We start from the raw sequence: 16634 nt of genomic DNA, 5'->3' as shown, positions 1-16634 counted from the left end.
ACAGTCCTGTGGCCGTCGAATTTGTCTGGACCATTCTTTTTGCGGCCCGCGACACGCCCGGCATGAATTCTCTTTCGAATTCCCCTGGAACTTCCCGGAATTCCCGCCGGAACCCACTCCGGACCCCCGCTGCTTCCTTACATCTCCTTCACTCCTGTGGGTACTTCGCGAGGTTCCAGAGACCTGCCGAGGAGATCTCGCAGAGCCCTGATCCGGTCCGTCAGCTCGACGGGCTCGACGACTTCGAACTCACAGCCGATCAGCATGATGTGAATCACCAGAACGTCCAGGTTCACGGCCCCCGTGCGCAGGATGCAGCTCCCCTCGTCGAGGGGCTCCAGGGTCCCGTCGGCCGGCCCGACGATCTGTGCGGCCCGCGCCATCGGCACCCGCAGCCGGACCACCGCCCGGACCGCGTAGGCCCCTTGGGAGATCCCCCGGGAGACGTACGCGGCGAGGTCGTCGGCGGGCGGCGGGCGCGGGGTGAAGCGCGGGCCGTGCGGGGGTCTGGGCTCGATCCGGTCGGCCCGGAAGGTCCGCCAGTCCTCCCGGTCGAGGTCCCAGGCGACCAGGTACCAGCGCCGCTCGGTGCACACCAGCCGGTGCGGTTCGACGGTGCGCCGGGTGACCGTGCCCCCGTGGTCGCGGTAGCCGAAGCGCAGCCGCTCGCCGTCGCGGCAGACCGTGGCCAGATCGGTCAGCACGGCCGGGTCGACGGTGGACGGGCCGTTCCCGCGCAGCATGGGCACGGTGAACCGGTTCAGCGCCGACACCCGGCCCCGCAGCCGGGACGGCAGCACCTGTTCCAGCTTGGCCAGGGCCCGGACGGAGGCCTCCCCGATCCCCTCGACGCCGTTGCCGGCGGCGGTCCGCAGCCCCACGGCCACCGCGACGGCCTCGTCGTCGTCGAGCAGCAGCGGCGGCAGCTCGGCCCCGGCCCCCAGCTGGTACCCGCCGCCGGTGCCGGGGCTGGCGTTCACGGGATATCCGAGCTCCCGCAGCCGGTCCACGTCACGCCGCACGGTGCGCGGGGTCACCCCGAGCCGGTCGGCGAGAGCGGATCCGGTCCATTCCCGGTGGGCCTGCAACAGGGACAACAGGCGCAGCAGCCGCGCGGAGGTCTCGAGCATCCCAGCAGTCTGCCCCCATCCGTGCGGGCTCCCGAACCGGACCGAACCGTACCCGGCTGTGCCCGGCCGCAGCGGGCCGAACCGGACCGGCACCCGGCGCGGGTGGACCGCGCGGGGGCGGAGCGACAAACTTGCACTGCTAGGTTTCCGCACACCCCGGCATGCCAGGAGGCTCCGTGTCCTTCGTTCCCACCGACCCGCTCGGGCTCGACGATCTCCTCACCCCCGAGGACCTCGCCATCCGGGACACCGTCCGCGGCTGGGCCGCGGACCGGGTGCTGCCCCACATCGCCGAGTGGTACGAGAGCGGCGAGCTGCCCGGGATCCGCGAGCTCGCGAAAGAACTGGGCGCGCTCGGGGCGCTCGGGATGTCCCTCGAGGGATACGGCTGCGCCGGGGCGAGCGCCGTCCAGTACGGGCTCGCCTGCCTGGAGCTGGAGGCCGCCGACTCCGGGATCCGCTCCCTGGTCTCCGTACAGGGCTCGCTGGCCATGTACGCGATCTGGAAGTACGGCTCCGAGGAGCAGAAGCAGCGCTGGCTGCCCGGCATGGCCGCCGGCGAGCTCATCGGATGCTTCGGGCTGACCGAGCCCGACGTGGGCTCCGACCCGGGCGCGATGCGCACGTACGCCAAGCGCGAGGGCACCGACTGGGTGCTCAACGGGCGCAAGATGTGGATCACCAACGGATCGGTGGCATCCGTGGCCGTCGTCTGGGCGCAGACCGACGAGGGGATCCGCGGGTTCGCCGTGCCCACGGACACCGCCGGGTTCTCCGCGCCCGAGATCAAGCACAAGTGGTCCCTGCGCGCCTCGGTCACCAGCGAGCTGGTCCTGGACGACGTACGGCTGCCCGCGGACGCGGTGCTTCCGGGAGTCACCGGGCTCAAGGGCCCGCTCGGCTGCCTCAGCCACGCGCGGTACGGGATCGTGTGGGGCTCCATGGGAGCGGCGCGCGCCAGCTTCGAGGCGGCGCTCGACTACGCGAAGACCCGCGAGCAGTTCGGCAGGCCCATCGGAGGGTTCCAGCTCACCCAGGCCAAGCTCGCGGACATGGCGCTGGAGCTCCACAAGGGGATCCTGCTCGCCCACCACCTGGGCCGGCGGATGGATGCGGGCACCCTGCGGCCCGAGCAGATCAGCTTCGGCAAGCTCAACAACGTCCGCGAGGCCATCGATATCTGCCGCACCGCGCGGACCATCCTGGGTGCCAACGGGATCTCCCTGGAGTACCCCGTCATGCGGCACGCCACCAACCTCGAATCGGTCCTCACCTACGAGGGCACCGTCGAGATGCACCAACTGGTGCTGGGCAAGGCACTCACCGGGCTCGACGCCTTCCGGTGAGCCGGCCGGCCTTCAGCCGGTGAGGGCCCCGCTCAGCTCTGGTTGAAGAAATCGCGCGAGCGGCCGCCGGCTTCGCCGCTCACGACCTGGGTGTCGGCCGGGGTCAGCAGGAAGACCCTGGTCGCCACCCGCTCGATCGAACCGCGCAGTCCGAAGGTCAGACCGGCCGCGAAGTCGACCACGCGCTTCGCGTCGCCCGGGTCCATCGACGACAGGTTCACGATGACCGGGACACCGTCGCGGAACAGCTCGCCGATGCCGCGCGCGTCACGGAAACCGTCGGGGGTGACCGTCGCGATGCGCCGGCCCTGCTCCACGGCGGACTCCGACGCGACCTTGACGCGCGGGTCGGTGACCCACTGCTCGCCGGGGCCGACCACCGAACCACCCTGCGGGGCCTCCGCGTAGTCGTCGTCGTAGTAACGCTCGTCGTCGCTGTCCTCTACGAGACCCAGCCAGGCACTCGCTTTGCGCACCGAACCCATGGACGCCTCCTTTCATCGCGGTCAGTCTGTCTTCTCTTCCGCGTCCCTATCGTCGTCCATGATGCTGACAACGCGCCAAGTGGATAGTCGCCGCGCAGGGGTTTCGTGACGGTACTGGTGCAGAACATCCGTTGCACGGTCAAGGATCCTGGCGGGTACCGCTGCTGTATGAGTGAAAATACGACCAGTGCCGCCGTACGGGTGACCGACGGGGACGTACGGGTGAAGGGCCGGGCTCGTTACGATGCCCGTCGAGCACGCGTATGACACACAGGGGAGCACCATGTTCGGCATCGTCAGACCTTGCACGCACAGACTGGGGGAGCGGTTCAAGGCGGAGTGGATGGCTCATCTGTGCGGTCTGTGCCTGGCACTTCGGGGGGACCACGGCCAGCTCGCGAGGATCGTGACCAACTACGACGGGCTGCTCGTCTCCGTTCTGACGGAGGCTCAGTCGGGTCCGGCACCCGGCGCCCGGCGCACCGCCGGTCCCTGTCCACTGCGCGGGATGCGCACCGCCCCGGTCGCCCAGGGCGAGGGGGCGAGGCTCGCGGCCGCCGTCTCGCTCGTCCTGGCCTCCGCGAAGGTACGCGACCACGTGGCCGACCGGGACGGGCTGTTGGCCCGCGCCCCCATCGCCCTGGCCGCGCGCCGGGTGGCCCGGGGCTGGGACCGCGCGGGCGCCCGCACCGGGGCCTCGCTCGGCTTCGACACGGCCGTGCTCGTCGACGCCGTGGACCGGCAGGCGGGCATCGAGACCCTGGCCGGCATCGGCACGCCGGTGCTCGTGGTCACCGAGCCGACCGAGACCGCCACGGCCGCCGCCTTCGCCCATACCGCAACCCTCGCCGGACGGCCGGGCAACGCCCCCGCGCTCGCCGAGGCGGGCCGCTACTTCGGGCGGCTCGCGCACCTGCTGGACGCCGTGGAGGACCAGGGCGCCGACGCCGCCGCCGGGGCCTGGAACCCCCTGACCGCCACCGGGACCTCCCGGGCCGAGGCCCGCAGGCTCTGCGACGACGCCCTCCACGGCATCCGGCTGGCACTGCGCGAAGCGGAGTTCGCGGACGCGGGCCTGGCCCACCGGCTGCTGGTGCACGAGCTGCGCACCTCCGTCGACCGGGCCTTCGGCACGGCCGGCTGCGGCCACACCGTGACGGACTCCGCCGGCCAGGGCGGCTTCGGTCCGCCGCCGATGGACTTCGGCCCGCCGCCGCCCCCGCGCAAGCCCCGCCGGGACCTCCTGTCGGGCTGCGCGGTGGCCCTCGGGCTGTTCTGCACCTGCCAGCTGTGCTGCACGGAGCACGAAGGGCCCTGGTCCCGCGAGAAGCGGCAGCCCTGGTGTGACAACTGCGACGGGGGCTGCGACGGCTGCGACTGCTGTTGTGACGGCTGCGACTGCTGCTGCTGTCCCTGCGACGGCTGCTGAGGCCGCGTCAGATCCGCGCAGGCCCGGACGGCGTACCTTGCGGTTCCCGCCCGGGCCGGTGTGGAAGGGTTGAGCGGCATGAGCGCTGACGCACTTTCCCCAGACGACCCGGCCACCGCCTGGAAGCAGTGGCACGAGCATCGGGTGGCCACCGTGTCGGCCCCCTACGGGCCGCTCTCGCTGACCGGAACCCACTGGCTCGCCGACTACCCGGAAGGTCGAATTCCGGCCGTTCCGGGGAACTGGCGCGTCACCGGCGGCGCGGTGACCCTGACCGCGGGTACGGAAGACGGGATCCTCCTGGACGGTGAGCCCTTCACCGGCGAGGCCGTCCTCGCCACCGACGACACCCCGCCCTCGCACTCCCGGGTCGCCGCCGGGGACGTACGGCTCGTCGTGATGCGGCGCGAAGGGGAGTGGGCGGTACGGGCCTTCGACCCCGCCGCGGCCGGCCGCACAGCCTTCACCGGGATCGAGGCCACCCCGTACGACCCGGCGTACGCGGTGGCGGGTCGGTTCAGCCCGTACGGGGAGGAGCGGACCGTCCAGGTCGAGAACGCCGACGGGCGCTCGCGCGGACTGGGCCTCGGCGGCGAGCTGAGCTTCGACTTCGAGGGCGCGCGCCACGCCCTCCAGGTCGCCGTGGACGAGGACGACGGCAGCCTCTGGGCGGTCATCGGGGACGCCACCGGCGGGCGTTCCAGCTACCGCTTCCGCTTTCTGAAGCCCGGCGTCCCGGCGGCCGACGGGTCGATCGCCGTGGACCTCAACCGGGTCCAGCTGCCGCCCTGCGCCTTCGCGGACCACTTCGTCTGCCCCTTCCCGCCGCCCGGGAACACGCTGCCCTTCGAGCTCGCGGCGGGCGAGCGGCGGCTGAAAGGCGCCCTTGCTCCCGCCATCTGACGCCAGCACACTCCCGACAGCGTCTCTCGAGGCTTGTCAGGGGCACGTCGAACGGCCTGGTGCCGCTCGTGCCCCCGGCCGCCCCCCACGGGCACCGGTACCCCACTCCGGCCGGGCCCCCGATCCCTTCCGGGAGGACGACAAGTGAGGATCACCCGCATCATCCGCTCCAGGCTCTTCGCCGTGGCCACCGGCATGGCCGCGGTGGCCGCCCTCGCCGCCCCCACCACCGCCCACGCCGACGGCGGCTTCAGCGCCGACCGGCTCGCCACGGCCGGCGCCTCGGTCCTGCGCGCCGACGTCGCCGGCACCGCCTGGCACACCGACCCCGCCACCGGAACCCTCGTGGTCACCGCCGACTCCACCGTCTCGGCCGCCGGGCTCGCCAGAATCCGCCGCGAGGCCGGGGCGGACGCCGCCGCCCTGCGGATCGAACGGATCCCCGGCAAGCTGACCAAGCTGCTCTCCGGCGGAGACGCCATCTACACCTCCGGCTGGCGGTGCTCGCTGGGCTTCAACGTGCGCAGCGGCAGCACCTACTACGTGCTCACCGCCGGCCACTGCACCGACGGCGCGGGCACCTGGTGGACCAGCTCCGCACACACCACGGTCATCGGGTCCACGGTCGGCTCCAGCTTCCCGACCAACGACTACGGCCTGATCAAGTACGCCAGCAACTCCCCGGTGCCGCCCGGCACCGTCGGCAGCCAGGACATCACCAGCGCCGTCAACGCCACCAACGGCATGTCCGTGACCCGGCGCGGCTCCACCACCGGCATCCACGGCGGCACGGTGACCGGCCTCAACGCCACCGTGAACTACGGCGGCGGCGACGTGGTCTACGGAATGATCAAGACCAACGTCTGCGCCGAGCCCGGTGACAGCGGCGGTCCGCTCTACTCCGGCACCCGCGCCGTCGGCCTCACCTCCGGCGGCAGCGGCAACTGCTCCTCGGGCGGCACCACGTTCTTCCAGCCCGTCGTCGAAGCCCTCAACGCGTACGGCGTCAGCGTGTATTAGAAGCGTCCATGGGAACTGTGCGCCCCGTCGGGCCCCTGGACGTCCTCCCGCCTTCTGGGAGGATGTCCAGGGCGTCCGTGTCCATGGGGGGAGCAGGTCTGCGAATGAAACGAATCGGCGTGACCGGCCACAGGTCGATCCCGGACGAGGTGCTCGGCCACGTGGAGGAGGGCCTGCGGGCCCTGCTGGGAAGCCACGAAGGGCCGCTGGAAGCCCTCTCCAGCCTCGCCGAGGGGGCGGACCAGCTGTTCGCCGCCATCGCGCTGGAATGCGGCGCGGACCTCACCGTGGTCATCCCCAGCGGGGACTACGAGGAGGGCTTCGAGGGCGCCGAGGCCCTGGAGCGCTTCCGGGGGCTCAAGGGCCGGGCCACCCAGGAGGTCCGCATGGACTTCGCCCGCTCCACCGACGAGGCCTACTACGCCGCCGGCACCTACATCGCCGACTCCTGCGACCGCCTCGTCGCCGTCTGGGACGGCCTGCCCGCCCGGGGGCACGGCGGCACCGCCGAGATCGTCGCCTACGCGCGCACGCTCGGCAAGCCCGTCACCGTGATCTGGCGCGAGGGCGTGACCCGGGACTGAGGCCACGCCCCGCACGACGAGGCGGGTCTCAACTGCTGTGCCGTCTCAACTGCTGGGCCGTCTCAACTACTGAGCTGTTTCAACTACTGTGCCGCGCCAGCCAGTCCGTGTGCTGCGGGGACACGTACCGCTCCGTCTCGTAGACCGCGGAGGGCCACTGCGTCTCGGTGATGGTCGTCTGCATCACGACCATCATCGCGGAGAGGTCCTGCTCGATCAGGGTGTGCGCCTCGATCAGCGGATGGTGGCGGCGCACCTCGTTCCAGGCGATGCCTGCCGTCGCGGCCGCGCTCAGCAGCCCCGTCAGCCTCGGCCCCGGACCCGAACCGAACGCCCCGAAGAGGGCGAACAGCAGCGCCAGCAGGGTCAGCAGCACGATCGACCACGACCACAGGGCCGTGGCCCGCCGGGACACCTCCGTCTTGCGCTGGTACCAGTTGCGCTGCTCGATCAGCCGGTCACGGACGTACGTCTCCCTGCGGACCTGGTAGTCCAGTCCCCGCAGCCTGAACATCGCACCGGTGATCTCGCCGCCCTCCGGCACCAGCCCGGCGGTCCGCGGATCCTCCCAGCCCATCTTCCGCAGCTCGTTCAGTCCCGCCTCCAGCCGGGTCCGGTACGTCTCCTCGACGCCGGGGGCATCGCCGCCGAAGGGCGCGCCGTGGACGGCGTACCGCCAGGCCAGCGATTTGATGAACTCCGCGGCGCTGCGGTTGAGCTGCCACTGCGGGCGGGCCCGGCGCCGGGTGGCCCGTACGCCCACGCCGAGCACCCCGGCGTACGCGAGCACGCTGAGGAGCCCGGACAGGTAGGCGGAGCCGAGCTTCGGCCCCTCGGGCAGGGCGGCGATCCCGGCGGCCAGGACGAGCAGCATCAGCTGGGCGCGGGTGGCCTGGGTGGACTCCCGCTGCCGGGTGATCGCCGCCTGGTCGGTGTGGTGGAAGAGGGCCGGCAGGTCCTCATTGCGAAAGGTCATGCTGTCAGTCACAGCGAACCCCCCAGTCTGCTGGTTCTGCGTTCGGCGTCTGTCGGGAGGGGAGGTGCGGGGGCGGCGCCCGGCGGGAGCCGCCCCCTGTCGGATCAAACCTGTCGGATCAAACCTGTCGGATCACACCGCCAGCGGCTCCAGGTCCCGGTGGACCCGCCGCTCGTCACGCGCGTACCGGGTCAGGCCGTGGTCCTCGCCCAGCAGCCGCGTCAGCTCGGCCACCGCCTCAGCCCGCACCCGGTTCGCCTCCTCCTTGCGTCCCATCATGTCCAGGCTGACCGCCATGTTCGACGAGCTCGCCAGGGTCTCCGGATGGTGCACGCCCAGGGCCTCGCGCAGCCGCATCACCGAGATCCGCTCCAGCTCCAGCGCCCCCTCCGGATCGCCCAGGTCCGCCCGGGCGTTGGCCAGGTTGAGGTTGGCGAAGATGGTGTGCGGGTGGTTGTCGCCCAGCACCTCGCGCATGTGGTGGATGGTCTGGCGCAGCATCGGCTCGGCGGTCTCCGCCGCCCCCGTGCCCCAGTGGAACACCGCGAGGTTGTTGACCGCGGCCAGGGTGTACGGGTGCCGCTCGCCCGGCACCTTGATGTACTCGTCCACCACCTCCTGGGCCAGGTCCCTGGCCCCGCCCGGGTCCCCGGTCGCGAACATGTCGGCCGCCAGGTTCAGTTCGCAGGCCAGCAGGTCCGGGTTGACCGAGGTGTACTTGGCCCGGTAGCGGTTGCGGGTCGCGGTCGTCAGCCGCAGCGCGTCCTCCACGTCTCCCGCCCGGCGCAGCGACACCGCCAGGTTCTTGGCCGCCGACAGGGTGCCCGGGAAGGCCCGGCCCAGCGTCCGCTTGTAGATCTCGTACGTACGGCTCAGCAGTTGCACCGAGTCGTCGTACCGGCCCACCTCGCGCAGGTCGCGCGCCAGGTTCTGCGCCGAGGACAGGGTGTACGGGTGGTCCGTGCCCAGGACTTCGGTGCGCCGGTCGAAGACCTCCTGGTCGATCTCCCTGGCCCGCGCGTACTGACCGATCATGCGCAGGTTGAGCGCCAGGTTGTTCGCGGCGGCCAGGGTGCGCGGGTGCGCCTCGTGGAAGATCTGCCCGAAGCCCTCGTGCGCGGCCGTGGCCAGTTCCATCGCCTCGCCGTACCGGCCGAGCGCGCCCAGGTCCATCGCCAGGCCGCTGGTGGTCATGTAGGTGTGCGGGTGCGAGGCGCCCAGGGCCGCCTGCTGGCGCTCCAGCGTGCCCTCGTCGAGCTCCATCGCCTCCACGAACCGGCCCTGCGAGCGCAGGATGTTGGAGAGGTGGAACCGCAGGTACAGGTACTGGAGGTCGTCGCCGCCCAGGGTTTCGCGCCAGGTCTCGCGCAGCTCCTCGCCCAGGCTGTACGCGGCCTTGAAGTCACCGCGCTTCCACAGGTACCGGACGCGGTCGATCAGCAGCCGGCGGGTCTCCGGCTCCTTGCAGAACCGGGCCTCCGACGGGGTCAGGTGCGGCCAGATGGTGTTGAACCGCGGCCAGGTCTCCGGGTTGTCTATCGGCTCGTCGTCGTCCGGCCGCGCACCCGCCAGGATCCGGTGCACCGCGTGCCGGGCCTCGCGCTGCTCCTCCTCGGACAGCTGCGCCCGGATCACCGCCTGGACCAGGCGGTGCACCTGGATGCTGTTGCTGACCTGGTCGACCTTGGCCAGGGCGAACCGGCCGATCTCCCGGATGACGCGGCCGAGCACGAGCTTCTCCTGGAGGGAGGAGTCGTACGGCTTGAGCGCGTCGATCATCTCCTTGCTGTAGAGCAGGTTCGCCGAGATCGGCTCGGGCGCGAAGAAGGCGCACAGCTGGAGCAGCCGTACGGCGGCGGGGGACCGGGACTGGAGCCGCTCGATGGAGACGTTCCAGGTGGCGGCCACCGGCTCCGGGTACCCGGGCGGCTGGTTCAGCGCCAGCACCCGGGCGGCCTGCTGGGCCAGCTGCTCGATGTACGCGGACACCGGGGTCGCGGTCTCCGCGATCCAGGCGCCCGCCTGCTCCACCGCGAGCGGCAGGTCCCCGACGGCGACGGCCACCTGCTCGGCGTCGTCCTTGCTGAGCCCGGGGGCCCGGCGCTGGAGGTGCTCGATGGACTCCTCGCGCAGGAACACGTCCACGGGCAGCGCGTCGCCGTACTGCGACCAGGACTGGTTGCGGGAGGTGACGAGCACGTGCCCGGGGCCGCCCGGCGGGAAGAACCGCTTGAGCGTCTCGGGATCGTCGGCGTTGTCGAAGACCAGTAGCCACCGCGAGGAGGGAACTCCGCGCCGCAGCAGGTCGATCGCCTCCTGGGAGGCGGCCGAGATGTCCTCGCCCGTCTGCGCGCCGAGGCGTACGGCCAGCTCGGCGAGGGCGGCGACCACGTCCTCGGTCTGCTCCGAGGAGATCCACCAGACCAGGTCGTAGTCGGCCATGAACCGGTGCACGTACTCCAGAGCCACCTGCGTCTTGCCGACGCCGCCGAGCCCGTACAGGGTCTGCGGCTGCGGCAGCACCACGGCCATGCCGCCGCCGAGCTGGTCGCGCATCCGCTCCAGCACGATGGAGCGGCCGGTGAAACCGGGGTTGCGGGGCGGCGCGTTCCAGATCTTGGGAACCGTCCCGGGGAAGCGGGGGCCGGGCGCGGAGGCGCTGGCCACGCTGTCGGGCAGCGCCATCGGCCGCTCCACCGCGCGCAGCAGGGCGGTGGTGGCGTGCACCTCGTCGAGGCGGAAGAGGTCCACCGGATTGCGGTCGATGTACGGGGTGGACAGGCGTACGTCGCCCACCCTCAGCGGCACCAGCTGGCGCCGGCCCCCCGTCGGGTCCTCGGCGGCGGCCCGCTCCCAGACGTCCACGGCGCGGGCGGACTTGAGGTAGGCGCTGGAGAGCAGCACCACGGTCCGCGCGGCGGTGTCCACGGTGAGACCGGCCCCGCCCAGGGTGTCCCCGGCGGCCGTGTTCGGAACCCGCTCGGCGGAGACGTCCTTGGGCACGACCCGGAACCCGGCCCGGGTGAGCACCGATTCGATCCAGTCGGCCCACATGCGGTTCTCGGCGACGTAGGAGAGGAAGAGGTCGGCGGGCAGGGCGGGGCGGCGCCGGGTGAAGGCGTCGCGGATGCGCAGGCGGACCTCCTCGCCGATGGCGGGCATGGAGGTGACGTCGCCCTCGGTGACGACGGTGGTGAGCCGTTCGAAGGCGGAGAGCAGGGAGTTGGTCAGCCCGGCCTCGTCCCCGAAGGTGGCCAGGGTCTCCTCGTAGGCGTAGTAGGGGCGGTACGGGATCTCCACCGCGCCCCAGTAGGAGGTGAGTTCGTCCCCGACCAGGCCGTTGGGGAAGCGGTCGAACTTGATCCGGGCCAGCGCGCGGCCGGCGTCGGCCTTCTCCTTCTCGCCCTCGTCGATGCGCATCGGGACCGGGTAGATCTTGATGCCGCGGTCGTTGAACCGCTCGTCGATCTGCCGGGCCACGGAGGCGGCGCCGTCGATGGACTGGTCGGAGAGGGTGAAGCAGTCGACCAGGACGTCGGGGAGGTGGACGGTGCAGATGTCGGCTATGTCGGAGAGGCCGGTGCGGCTGTCGATCAGGACGTAGTCGTAGTTGTGCTTCATGTCGGCCCGCAGGGCGTCGAAGAAGAGGCCGCCGCCGAGCCGGTCGTAGAAGTTGTCCCAGTCGAAGGTGGAGACGGTCGCCGAGTACTCGCGGTTCTGCCGGCCCGCCGAGACGAAGTCGAGGGTGCCGCCGTCGGGGAACTCCCAGCCGAGGGTCTCGGGGGTGAGCGAGACGGCGTGCGGCTGGATCCGCGCGTAGTCCTTGTGCCAGTCGTCGGCGCGCTGCACCGGGCTGGTGGCCGCCCATGCGTACTCGCTGATCAGGTCGATGACCCCGGTGGTGGCGCCGAGGGTGGAGGGGTCCAGGAAGGGGTGGAAGAACCGGTGCAGGCCGGGAGCCTCCAGGTCCCAGTCCACGGCGAGGACCCGCTTGCCGTTGGCGGCGAGGATCCAGGCGGTATTGGCCAGCGCCATCGTGCGGCCGGTGCCGCCCTTGTACGAGTAGAAGGTGACGATCCGCCCCTCGCGGTGTCCGTCACGGCCGCTGTGCTGGCTGTCATGGCTCTGGCTGTCACGACTCGCTGTCATCCGCGTCCCCCCGGTCGTTGTCGTTGGTGTGCTCCGGCGTCCCGGTCCTGCCGCTTCCCTGGGCCGTGTTCGGCGGGAAGGGTGCGACGGGCGGTGGCGCCGGGGGTCCGTTCATCCCCATCGGCCCCAGGAGCCGGGGCCGTTCGGAGCCGCCGGCGGGGCTGCCCGCCGGCGGATAGACCTGGGCGTGTCTGAGGAACTGCTGGGCGGCCGCCTCCACCACCTGCGGCAGGATCTGCCCGAGCGTCTCCATGTTGGCCACGCCGTTGGCGGCGGCCCGGCAGGCGGCCCGGCCCTGGCTCATCTTGATGGGCATGGTGTCCTCGAGCCGGTGGGCCAACTCGCCCTCCTTCGCGCGGCTCTGGTGGTCGTAGCGGTTCCACGGCACGACCACGTTGATCCACGGCCGGGACTCCTGGTCGAAGGCGGCCAGGCGCTGGCGACGCTGTTCGTCCTCCACCGCCCACCGGTCGACGATCAGGATCTCGGGCCGGGTCGGCGGCTGTTTGGAGTCGAAGTGCCCGGCCTCGTCGTCGAAGGACCCCACGCTCGTCTGGTAGTTGAGGTTGCGGACCAGGTCCTCGGCCACGTAGGCGATGGGCCGCTGGGACACCGGGTGGTACGGGTTCCACTCCAGGGCGCTGTCCCCGTAGTACTCGGGGCTGCGGCCCTCCGGCAGATCGTGCCGCGAGGCGGCGGCCACCGTGACGTGGAGGGTGCGGGCGGTGCTGCTAGGGGAGCCGAAGGCGCTCGGCACCAGCCGGTAGTCCAGCGGACGGATCGGCCCGAGCCGGACGGTCTCGGCGACCCGGACGATCCGCTTGGCGAGCTCGTACACGGCGCTCTCGTACTGCTCGGCGTAGCCGCGCAGTTTGATCAGGCCGTACAGCCCGTCGGTGACGTAGCGTTCGCCGAAGGTGTTGTGGTTGAACTGCAACCGCTCTGCGGGGAGCGGCAGTTGGGAGGGCGGAACCGGTACCCACAGGGCGGGCACGATGGCTTCGGCGGGCTGGTTGCTCAGCGCCTCGTGCTGGATGGCGCGCTGCGCGAAGGCGAACCACTCCTTCCCGCACATCTCGCTGGCGAAGTAGCGCGGCGAGAACAGGGGGACGAAGACCCGGCAGGTGGCGAGCGCCGCACCGAGCCGTTCCGACCAGCCCTCACCGCTGCGTATCTCCCGGTCCATGAAGCCCGCCTCGGCTCCCGCCGGCAGATTCGTCAGCGCCATGACATGGCTGCAGAGATCGCGGAAAAGGCGCTCCACCCACATGTCCGGATCGGGTCCCCCCGCTCCGAACCTCGGTGTATGCGCATAACTGAGAAAAAAGTACGGCTGCACTGATGCGGGCACACGACCCCCGTCCCGAAGATACGAGCGAAGAAACATCATTCCGGAGCTTCTCCGCCGCTTCCCCTCATCGTTCAGTCAATCAGCGTCTGTTTTCAGTCATCCATTTCTGCGCGTGATCGACGGCATCCGGAAGGGAGAAGAGCATGGCCGATGCTCCTCCCACCCGCCCCCGGTGCACCCGGTCTTCCGGGAAAGAACTGCCGATCTCGGCGAAATCGCTGTCGTCCAGCGAGATGTCCTCGTACGCGGTCCACCCTTCCCCCCACGGAGCCCCGTCGCGGCGACGGGGCTGCCCCCCCGGAAGCCCCGGAAGGTTCACCTTCACCACACACTCGTACATGCGCAAGAGGGGCTTCGGAATTCGATACTCCGCGAGATGGAATGCGGTGCAGACCGAAAATCCCACATTGATCATCAGCACCTGCCATCCCTCCCCGCACATTTTTCCCAGGGGTGATTCCTCACCCAAATGGCTGGTCAGCGGGTGTCCGGCGCACAGCTTTTGGGCGCCCGCGCCGACCGCCGCGAAAGAGGTCTGCGGATGCGCGCTGCGCACGGCCCCCGGGGCGGTGCGGACGGACTCGGCGAAGGCGCCCATGCCGTGGCTCGGGGTGCGCGCCGGGTCGAAGGCGGGCATCCGCGCGCGGAACGCCCGTACCTCCTCCCCGGAGAGGCCCGCGATCCGCTCCAGATGGGCGCTGGAGGTCTTGGAGTTCTCCGGGGTGAAGGCGGGGACCGCCAGGGTGCCGCGCGGGCCCAGGAGGCCGAGGAGGGCGTCGCGCAGGGCCTCGGCGCGCAGCCCCGTACCGCCGAGGGAGGCGTGTGCCATCAGGCGGGCGCCGGGGCGCACGCCCAAACGGCGTAAGCCTCCCTCGGGTTCGGCGCCGGGGTCGGCTTCGGGGGCGCGGGCGGCCGCGGCCGCAGGGGCCGGGTTCATGCGTCGACCGCCTTGAGCTCCCAGCGCATCTCCTCCACGAGCCGCTTCCCGGTGCTCGTCAGCTCCGCCGCCTCCGCCAGGCGGTCCAGCGCCCGGCCGATCCGGTCCGCCCCGCCCGGCTCGGCGCTCGCCGTCGCCCGCCGGTAGGCCTCCACGGCCACCCGCTCGTGCACGTCGGCCAGCAGCCGGGACACCGGCACCGGGCGCTCCCGCCACGGGGAGGGGTGCTGCCACTCCCCGTCCAGCGCGTACAGGTCGCTCACCTCGGTCAGCGCCTGCAGCCGGGCCCGCCGCCACCCGGTCAGCAGCGCCAGCGCGGTCTCCCGCACCCCCGCCGCGTACGGGACCCCGAGCGCGCCCGGCCCGTGCCGCCCGGCCTCGCCCCAGCCCGCCGTCCGGGGGCCTCCGGCCAGCGGGGTCAGCGTGGTCAGCCCGGCCCGGGCGGCCCGGGCGGACTCCGGGACGGCCTCGTGCAGCAGCGCCCAGGCCGCGCGCAGCCGCTCCCGCCACTCCTCGGCCTCCCCGGCGCCCAGGCGCAGCCGGGGCGGGCGGGCGAAGCAGTTGCGGTGCGGGTCCAGGTCCTCCAGGGCCACCGGGGCCTCGTCCGGCCCGGGGGACCAGGTCCGTACGGGCTGCCAGCGGGCGTCGCCCGCCGTAGGGCCGAAGCGGTGCTCGCGGCGGCCCCCCTCGCGGACGGCGTACCCCTCGTCGGTGGCGTGCAGGGCGGCCCGGCCGTCGGTGCCGGGCTCGCCCAGGCGCAGCAGCCCGAGCGTCGGCAGGTACACCTCGCCGTCCCGGTAGGCGACCTCGGCGGGCAGGTCGAGCCCGCCGCGCAGGACGGCGGCCGCCGCCAGCGCGGTCAGCCTGCGGGCCGCGTCCGGCCCGTCGCCGCGGCCCTGCCGCTCGGCCTCGATCGAGGCCATCACCCACGTCCGGGTGAACGGGTGGGCCAGTACGGCGTCCAGCGCGTCCTCGCCCGCGTCCCCGGCCCGCTCCACGGCGCCCAGCAGCTCCCAGGCGCGCGCCCAGTCGGGATCACCCGTCCGGCCGTCGTTCAGGAGGGCGAGCAGGTTGCGGGTGAGCTGCTCCTGGGAGCAGGCGAGTTCGGCCGGGTCGGAGAGTTCGGGAGCGCTCGCGAGGGCCCCCGTACGGCCTTCGACCCCGTCGACGAGCTCGCGCAGATCGGTGCAGTAGACGGAGGGGTTGTCGAAGCCCCCGCGGTCGCTCCCGCCGTCGCTCCCGCCGTCCGGGGAGTCGGTTGCGGCGGCCTTGTAGCGGTGCGTGTAGAGACCGCCCCCGCACGAACGTACGACGGGGCACCGGCGGCACGTATCGCTGACGCCGGCCAGGCCCAGCTGCCGGGCGCGGACCCCGGGATGGGCTGCGACCTGGTCAAATGCGTGGTCGAAGACGTTGAACCCGGTGGCGGCGGCCCCCTCGAAGGCGCTCTTGAGGGAGTCGACCTGCTCGAGGTTCCCGTCGGTCTCCACGACGACCAGGTCGGTGGGCGCCAGGCCCAGGGCCTCGGTGAGGCTGGGCCCGCCGCGCAGGGTGGAGAACAGGGACTCGAAGATCCGTACCGGGACCGGGCGCCCGAGGCGCTCCCAGTGGTCGAAGACCCGCAGCAGCCAGCGCGCGTAGGTGTCGGGCGCGCCGTCGGGCCTGACCGGAGGCGTCTGCCAGGTGGCGTGCGGGAGGAGGAAGTCCACGCGCGGGGGAGCCAGTTCGACGAGGGCGTCGAGGACGGCCACGGGGTCGTTGGCCACGTCGATGGTGCAGAGCAGGCCCTGGTAGAGGTGGCGGTAGGGCTCGGTGCGCAGGAGCTCCACGGCGGCCAGGACGAGCGGGTGGCTGGTGCGTCCGTCGGCGAAGCGGCGGTGGCGGTCGTTGGCCGCGCGGTCCCCGTCGAGGGAGACGCTGACCTTGACGCCGAATTCGGTGAAGAGGTCCAGGCAACGGCGGCCCAGCTGGAGCCCGTTGGTGTGGATGCGCAGGTCGAGGGCGGCGATGCCGTCGAGGGCGCGGGTGAATTCCTCGCACACGAGCCGCAGGCGTGCCGTGCCGGCCAGAAGCGGTTCCCCTCCGTGAAGGATGACCGTGACGGAGGGGAGTTCGTGTGACTGTGCGTGTTCGGCGAGCCGTGATGCGGTGCGGGAAATGACCTCGGGGGAGATCACTTTCGGCCGGCCTCGCCAGCTCTGGTCTGCGTGTTCATAGACATAGCAATGATCACAAGCAAGATCGCATCTGCTGTGAACCTTCAGGACGATCTCGCGAAAAGCGATCAGGCCGGTCATTCCACCAGTCTAGAGCGCGGACTTCCG

12 protein-coding genes are annotated in these 16634 nt (G+C 71.8%); 5 read left to right on the top strand and 7 right to left on the bottom strand.

Features of this window, described 5'->3' with window-relative positions; translation table 11 throughout:
• Nucleotides 1-137: 137 nt before the first annotated feature.
• Nucleotides 138-1130 carry a helix-turn-helix transcriptional regulator gene (locus OG490_RS08395; RefSeq protein ID WP_330295647.1) on the bottom strand — a complete coding sequence of 331 codons (993 nt, stop codon included), beginning with the start codon at nucleotides 1128-1130 and terminating at the stop codon, nucleotides 138-140.
• Between the two features lie 176 nt (nucleotides 1131-1306).
• On the opposite strand from OG490_RS08395, the gene OG490_RS08390 reads away from it, so the two are divergent.
• Entirely contained in the window at nucleotides 1307-2476 is a 1170-nt protein-coding gene (locus OG490_RS08390) for an acyl-CoA dehydrogenase family protein (protein ID WP_330295646.1), read from the top strand.
• A 32-nt stretch (nucleotides 2477-2508) separates the two neighbouring features.
• Here OG490_RS08390 and OG490_RS08385 read toward each other — a convergent pair whose 3' ends face one another.
• Nucleotides 2509-2961 (bottom strand): cell division protein SepF, encoded by a 453-nt coding sequence (locus OG490_RS08385; RefSeq protein ID WP_330295645.1) that lies wholly within the window; start codon nucleotides 2959-2961, stop codon nucleotides 2509-2511.
• A 283-nt stretch (nucleotides 2962-3244) separates the two neighbouring features.
• On the opposite strand from OG490_RS08385, the gene OG490_RS08380 reads away from it, so the two are divergent.
• The 4 genes from OG490_RS08380 to OG490_RS08365 all read left to right on the top strand — a co-directional run bounded on the left by OG490_RS08380 (nucleotide 3245) and on the right by OG490_RS08365 (nucleotide 6897).
• On the top strand, nucleotides 3245-4390 hold the full coding sequence (locus OG490_RS08380) for a DUF5685 family protein (protein ID WP_330295644.1): 1146 nt from the start codon (nucleotides 3245-3247) through the stop codon (nucleotides 4388-4390).
• Nucleotides 4391-4468: 78 nt separating this feature from the next.
• Entirely contained in the window at nucleotides 4469-5293 is an 825-nt protein-coding gene (locus OG490_RS08375) for a DUF1684 domain-containing protein (protein WP_330295643.1), read from the top strand.
• A gap of 195 nt (nucleotides 5294-5488) precedes the next feature.
• Nucleotides 5489-6313 carry a S1 family peptidase gene (locus tag OG490_RS08370; protein ID WP_330300835.1) on the top strand — a complete coding sequence of 275 codons (825 nt, stop codon included), beginning with the start codon at nucleotides 5489-5491 and terminating at the stop codon, nucleotides 6311-6313.
• A 104-nt stretch (nucleotides 6314-6417) separates the two neighbouring features.
• Nucleotides 6418-6897: a hypothetical protein gene (locus tag OG490_RS08365; RefSeq protein ID WP_330295642.1), complete on the top strand. Its 480-nt coding sequence runs from the start codon at nucleotides 6418-6420 to the stop codon at nucleotides 6895-6897.
• 79 nt (nucleotides 6898-6976) lie between these two features.
• On the opposite strand, the gene OG490_RS08360 is transcribed toward OG490_RS08365, so the two are convergent.
• From OG490_RS08360 to fxsBH, 5 genes are all read right to left on the bottom strand, one after another.
• Nucleotides 6977-7873 (bottom strand): DUF4231 domain-containing protein, encoded by an 897-nt coding sequence (locus OG490_RS08360; RefSeq protein WP_330295641.1) that lies wholly within the window; start codon nucleotides 7871-7873, stop codon nucleotides 6977-6979.
• 132 nt (nucleotides 7874-8005) lie between these two features.
• Entirely contained in the window at nucleotides 8006-12022 is a 4017-nt protein-coding gene (fxsT, locus tag OG490_RS08355; protein ID WP_443065769.1) for an FxSxx-COOH system tetratricopeptide repeat protein, read from the bottom strand.
• Complete coding sequence (locus OG490_RS08350) at nucleotides 12006-13409, bottom strand: TIR-like protein FxsC (RefSeq protein WP_330300833.1); 1404 nt, start codon at nucleotides 13407-13409, stop codon at nucleotides 12006-12008. Before OG490_RS08350 ends, fxsT begins: the two co-directional genes overlap by 17 nt.
• Nucleotides 13410-13452: 43 nt before the next feature.
• Nucleotides 13453-14310, bottom strand: coding sequence for an aminoglycoside N(3)-acetyltransferase (locus tag OG490_RS08345; RefSeq protein WP_330295640.1), 858 nt, complete (start codon nucleotides 14308-14310; stop codon nucleotides 13453-13455).
• Nucleotides 14307-16607 (bottom strand): radical SAM/SPASM protein FxsBH, inactivated beta-hydroxylase extension form, encoded by a 2301-nt coding sequence (fxsBH, locus tag OG490_RS08340; protein ID WP_330295639.1) that lies wholly within the window; start codon nucleotides 16605-16607, stop codon nucleotides 14307-14309. Before fxsBH ends, OG490_RS08345 begins: the two co-directional genes overlap by 4 nt.
• Nucleotides 16608-16634: the final 27 nt, after the last annotated feature.

The sequence above is a fragment of the Streptomyces sp. NBC_00503 genome, from assembly GCF_036346895.1.
Lineage (GTDB): Bacteria > Actinomycetota > Actinomycetes > Streptomycetales > Streptomycetaceae > Streptomyces.
Note: the sequence above shows the minus strand (reverse complement) of the source record. Positions and strands in the feature narration are given on the sequence as shown.

Coding starts and splice junctions, on each gene's coding strand:
- OG490_RS08370 (WP_330300835.1), top strand. CDS start 5,489: ATGGCCGCGGTGGCCGCCCTCGCCGCCCCCACCACCGCCCACGCCGAC.
- OG490_RS08380 (WP_330295644.1), top strand. CDS start 3,245: ATGTTCGGCATCGTCAGACCTTGCACGCACAGACTGGGGGAGCGGTTC.
- OG490_RS08395 (WP_330295647.1), bottom strand. CDS start 1,130: ATGCTCGAGACCTCCGCGCGGCTGCTGCGCCTGTTGTCCCTGTTGCAG.
- OG490_RS08350 (WP_330300833.1), bottom strand. CDS start 13,409: ATGTTTCTTCGCTCGTATCTTCGGGACGGGGGTCGTGTGCCCGCATCA.
- OG490_RS08360 (WP_330295641.1), bottom strand. CDS start 7,873: ATGACCTTTCGCAATGAGGACCTGCCGGCCCTCTTCCACCACACCGAC.
- fxsBH (WP_330295639.1), bottom strand. CDS start 16,607: ATGACCGGCCTGATCGCTTTTCGCGAGATCGTCCTGAAGGTTCACAGC.
- OG490_RS08375 (WP_330295643.1), top strand. CDS start 4,469: ATGAGCGCTGACGCACTTTCCCCAGACGACCCGGCCACCGCCTGGAAG.
- OG490_RS08365 (WP_330295642.1), top strand. CDS start 6,418: ATGAAACGAATCGGCGTGACCGGCCACAGGTCGATCCCGGACGAGGTG.
- fxsT (WP_443065769.1), bottom strand. CDS start 12,022: ATGACAGCGAGTCGTGACAGCCAGAGCCATGACAGCCAGCACAGCGGC.
- OG490_RS08345 (WP_330295640.1), bottom strand. CDS start 14,310: ATGAACCCGGCCCCTGCGGCCGCGGCCGCCCGCGCCCCCGAAGCCGAC.
- OG490_RS08385 (WP_330295645.1), bottom strand. CDS start 2,961: ATGGGTTCGGTGCGCAAAGCGAGTGCCTGGCTGGGTCTCGTAGAGGAC.